Source organism: Pontitalea aquivivens (assembly GCF_046507575.1).
GTDB classification, from domain to species: domain Bacteria; phylum Pseudomonadota; class Alphaproteobacteria; order Rhodobacterales; family Rhodobacteraceae; genus Pontitalea; species Pontitalea aquivivens.
This window is the reverse complement of sequence record NZ_JBKFEY010000061.1, coordinates 1-4,055: the sequence shown is the minus strand read 5'-3', so window position 1 is coordinate 4,055 and position 4,055 is coordinate 1. Positions and strand designations below refer to the sequence as shown.

Annotated in this window: 2 protein-coding genes and 2 pseudogenes; all 4 read right to left on the bottom strand. The window is 62.8% G+C overall.

Going from position 1 to position 4,055, the window contains the following annotated elements; translation table 11 throughout:
• Positions 1-782: electron transfer flavoprotein subunit alpha/FixB family protein (locus ACK8OU_RS19905; RefSeq protein WP_410305069.1), on the bottom strand; the 782-nt coding region annotated here is incomplete at its 3' end.
• A 24-nt stretch (positions 783-806) separates the two neighbouring features.
• Positions 807-1,556 carry an electron transfer flavoprotein subunit beta/FixA family protein gene (locus tag ACK8OU_RS19900; RefSeq protein ID WP_410305068.1) on the bottom strand — a complete coding sequence of 250 codons (750 nt, stop codon included), beginning with the start codon at positions 1,554-1,556 and terminating at the stop codon, positions 807-809.
• A gap of 9 nt (positions 1,557-1,565) precedes the next feature.
• Positions 1,566-3,334 (bottom strand): annotated as a pseudogene (locus tag ACK8OU_RS19895) (ATP-binding protein).
• A 229-nt stretch (positions 3,335-3,563) separates the two neighbouring features.
• A pseudogene (locus ACK8OU_RS19890) lies at positions 3,564-4,055 on the bottom strand (carboxyl transferase domain-containing protein); the annotation flags it as partial.

The window sequence follows — 4,055 nt, the reverse complement described above, 5'->3', positions numbered from 1 at the left end:
CCGGAAATACCGCAGGCGATGTAGAGATCGGGGGCGACCACCTTGCCGGTCTGGCCGACCTGCCAATCGTTGGGGGCGTAGCCGGCGTCGACCGCAGCGCGGGAAGCGCCGACGGCGGCGCCGAGCTTGTCTGCCAGCGGCAGGATCACTTCTTGGAAATTTTCGGCGGAACCGAGCGCGCGGCCGCCGGAAATGATGATCTTGGCCGAGGTCAGTTCCGGACGGTCGGTTTCCGACAGCTTGTTTTGGACGAAGGTCGACAGGCCGGGGTTCGCTGCCGCATGGACGGTCTCGACAGCGACAGAGCCGCCTTCCGGTGCCGCCTGGAAGGAAGCGGTGCGCACGGTGACGACCTTCTTGGCCTCGCCCGACTGCACCGTCTGGATGGCGTTGCCGGCGTAGATCGGACGCTTGAAGGTGTCGGGCGAAACCACCTCGATGATTTCGGACACCTGCGCCACGTCGAGCAGGGCGGCGACGCGCGGGGCGACGTTCTTGCCGGTCGAGGTCGCGGCGGCAAGGATGGTGTCGTAGCCGCCGGCGAGCGAGACGATCAGCGCCGCCATCGGCTCGGCAAGCTGCTGGGCCAACTCGTCGGCTTCAGCCAGAAGAACCTTGGTGACGCCCTTGAGCTTGGCAGCGGCGTCGGCCGCAGCCTTCGCACCCTTGCCGGCTACCAGCACATGCACGTCGGAGCCGATCTGGAGGGCGGCCGACAGCGCCTTGGCGGTCTGGTCGGAAAGGGTTGCGTTGTCGTGTTCGGCAATCAGAAGAATAGCCATGTTTTTATCTCCTATCCCTACTGATCAAAGCACGCCGGCTTCGTTGCGCAGCTTGTCCACCAGTTCGGCGACGGTCTTGACCTTGACGCCAGCCTTGCGGCCGCTCGGCTCTTCGGTCTTCAAAACCTTGAGGCGCGGCGTCACGTCGGCGCCGAAATCGGCCGGGGACTTCTCGTCCATCGGCTTCTTCTTGGCCTTCATGATGTTGGGCAGGGAGGCATAGCGCGGCTGGTTGAGGCGAAGATCGACGGTCACGATGGCCGGCATCTTCAGGTCCAGCGTCTGCAGGCCGCCGTCGACTTCGCGTGTTACCGTGGCCTTGTCGCCGTCAAGGGTGATCTTGGAGGCGAAGGTGCCCTGCGCCCAGCCAAGCAGCGCCGCCAGCATCTGGCCGGTCTGGTTCGAATCGTCGTCGATCGCCTGCTTGCCGAGCAGGACGAGCCCCGGCTGTTCAGCCTCGACTACGCCCTTCAGCACCTTGGCGACGCCCAGCGGCTCGGTCTGCTCGTCGGTCTTGACCAGGATGGCGCGGTCGGCACCCATGGCAAGCGCGGTCCGCAGCGTTTCCTGAGCCTGCTGAGGCCCGATCGAAACGACGACGATTTCCTCGACCTTGCCGGCTTCCTTCAGCCGGATCGCCTCTTCGACCGCGATCTCGTCGAACGGGTTCATTGCCATCTTGACGTTGGCGAGCTCGACCGCCGAACCGTCAGCTTTGACGCGGACCTTCACATTCGCATCAACAACCCGCTTGACGGGCACCAGAACTTTCATGTCTGTCTCCTACTCGAATTCTATGATGAGTTCATCGACGGCAAGGCTGAGGCCCGCTTGCGCCGCGATGCGCTTCACCGTTGCGCGGCGCTCGGCCCGCAGCACGTTTTCCATCTTCATCGCCTCGACGGTGGCCAGCGCCTGCCCCGCCTCGACCTGATCCCCGACATTGACGGCAATGCTGGTGATGACGCCCGGCATCGGGCACAGAAGCATGTTCGAAGTGTCCGGGGGCAGTTTCACCGACATGAGCAAGGCAAGCTCGGCAACGCACGGCGTACGCACATGCGCCACCACATCCATGCCGCGCCAGCGCAGCCGCATGCCGGTGCCAGTTGCCTCCATCTTGATGCCAGCGGGCTCGCCATCGATAACAAAGCTGGCATGAACACGGCCCGGTAGCCAATCGCTGACGACGCTGACCGAAGGTCCGCCCACGAAAGCTACGGTCGCCCCTTCGGCCTGCCCGCCAACGGTGAGCCGGAAGCGGAAGTCGCCCAGCGTCACCACCCAATCCGCGCCGACCTTGCGGCGATGGTTGTCCATTCCGCCGGAAATCTGCACGGCGCGCTGTTCGGATCGCAGGTTCATCAAGGCGGCGACCGCCGCCAGTTTCCGGGCATCCGCTTCGCTCGGCGTCACGCCGACAAAGCCGTCCGGAAATTCCTCGGCAATGAAGGCGGTGGTAAGCCGGCCCTCGCGAAAACGCGGATGGTCCATCACCGCCGACAGGAACGGCAGATTGTGGCCGATGCCGTCGACCTCGAAATCGTCGAGCGCCTGCGACATGGCGTCGATCGCGGCCAGCCGGTTCGGAGCCCAGGTGCACAGCTTGGCGATCATCGGGTCGTAATACATCGAGATTTCGCCGCCCTCGAAGACGCCGGTGTCGTTGCGCACGACCGTGCCGTCGTCACGCGTGCCCTCGACCGGCGGCCGGTAACGCGAAAGACGTCCGATCGACGGCAAGAAGCTGCGATACGGGTCTTCCGCATGAAGCCGGCTTTCTCGCCCATCGCCTTGCGCGTGGCGGTGTCGAGGAAAGGCGACGGCGCCTCCTCGATGACCTTCTGGTTGCGGCGCTGGATCGAGCATTCGCGCTCGCCAAGATAGACGAGATTGCCGTGCTGGTCGCCCAACACCTGGATCTCGATATGACGCGGCTGCGTCACGAATCTCTCGATGAAGATGCGGTCATCGCCGAAGCAGGCCTTTGCCTCATTCTTGGACGACTGAAAACCCTCGCGCGCCTCGGCGTCATTCCAGGCGATACGCATGCCCCTGCCGCCGCCGCCGGCCGATGCCTTGATCATCACCGGATAGCCGACAGAACCCGCAATGCGGACGGCTTCGTCCGCATCTTCAATAAGCCCCATATGACCAGGAACGATCGAAACGCCGGCGTTGGCTGCGATCCCTTTCGAGGTGATCTTATCACCCATGGCTTCGATTGCCACCGGCGGCGGTCCGATGAAGGCGACGCCGTCGGCCTTGAGGGCTTCGGCGAAGTTGGGGTTTTCCGACAGGAAACCATAGCCCGGATGCACGGCCTCCGCGCCGGTTGCGCACACCGCGTCCAGGATTTTGCCGATGACGATGCAGGACTGGTTCGTCGGCGCAGGCCCGATATGCACCGCTTCGTCGGCCATCTTCACATGCAACGCCTCACGGTCGGCATCCGAATAGACGGCGACCGTGGCGATACCTAGTTTCTTGGCCGTCTTGATGACCCGGCAAGCGATTTCGCCGCGATTGGCGACGAGGATTTTCTTGAACATTGTTTGCCTATCGCTCAACCACAAAACTCTCTGGATCTGAACCTTGCTTCCACTTGAGCTTGGCGCGATTCAGAGTCTTCGGAAGATCGATCACACAAAGGCACCAATCCAAATCGCCCTGGTGCTCAAGCCAGATCAATCTTTCCACACCGCCAACCAGCAAGGCCAGCTGTCTCGGCGTAGCGCAGACTGTGTCGCCATAGAGAACCTGATTACACATTTCTCATCCTCAAAGCGGCATCATGTCGTGTTTTTTCCACCGCGTATCGACGCTCTTCCCGCGCAGTGCGGCGAAGGCGCGCGCGATGCGCATTGCGCGACGAATGCGGCATGAACACCTCATCCATGAAGCCGCGCTCGGTCGCCACGAACGGATTGGCGAAGCGCTCTTCATACTCCTTGGTCCGGGCGGCGATCTTTTCGGGATTGCCGAGTTCGGAGCGGTAGAGAATTTCGGTAGCACCCTTGGCGTCCATCACCGCGATCTCGGCGGTCGGCCAAGCATAGTTCACGTCGGCGCCGATATGCTTCGAGGCCATGACGTCATAGGCGGCGCCATAGGCTTTTCTGGTGATCAGCGTCAACATCGGCGCCGTCGCTTGGGAAAAGGCGAACAGCAGTTTCACCCCATGCTTGATGACGCCGCCATATTCTTCGCTCGTGCCGGGCAGGAAGCCCGGGACATCAACCAGCTTTCCACCAACTACCTCAAGGCCCCGAC

Bases quoted from the DNA above. Each gene is read 5' to 3' on its own strand.
- ACK8OU_RS19900 (WP_410305068.1), bottom strand. From the start codon at position 1,556: ATGAAAGTTCTGGTGCCCGTCAAGCGGGTTGTTGATGCGAATGTGAAG.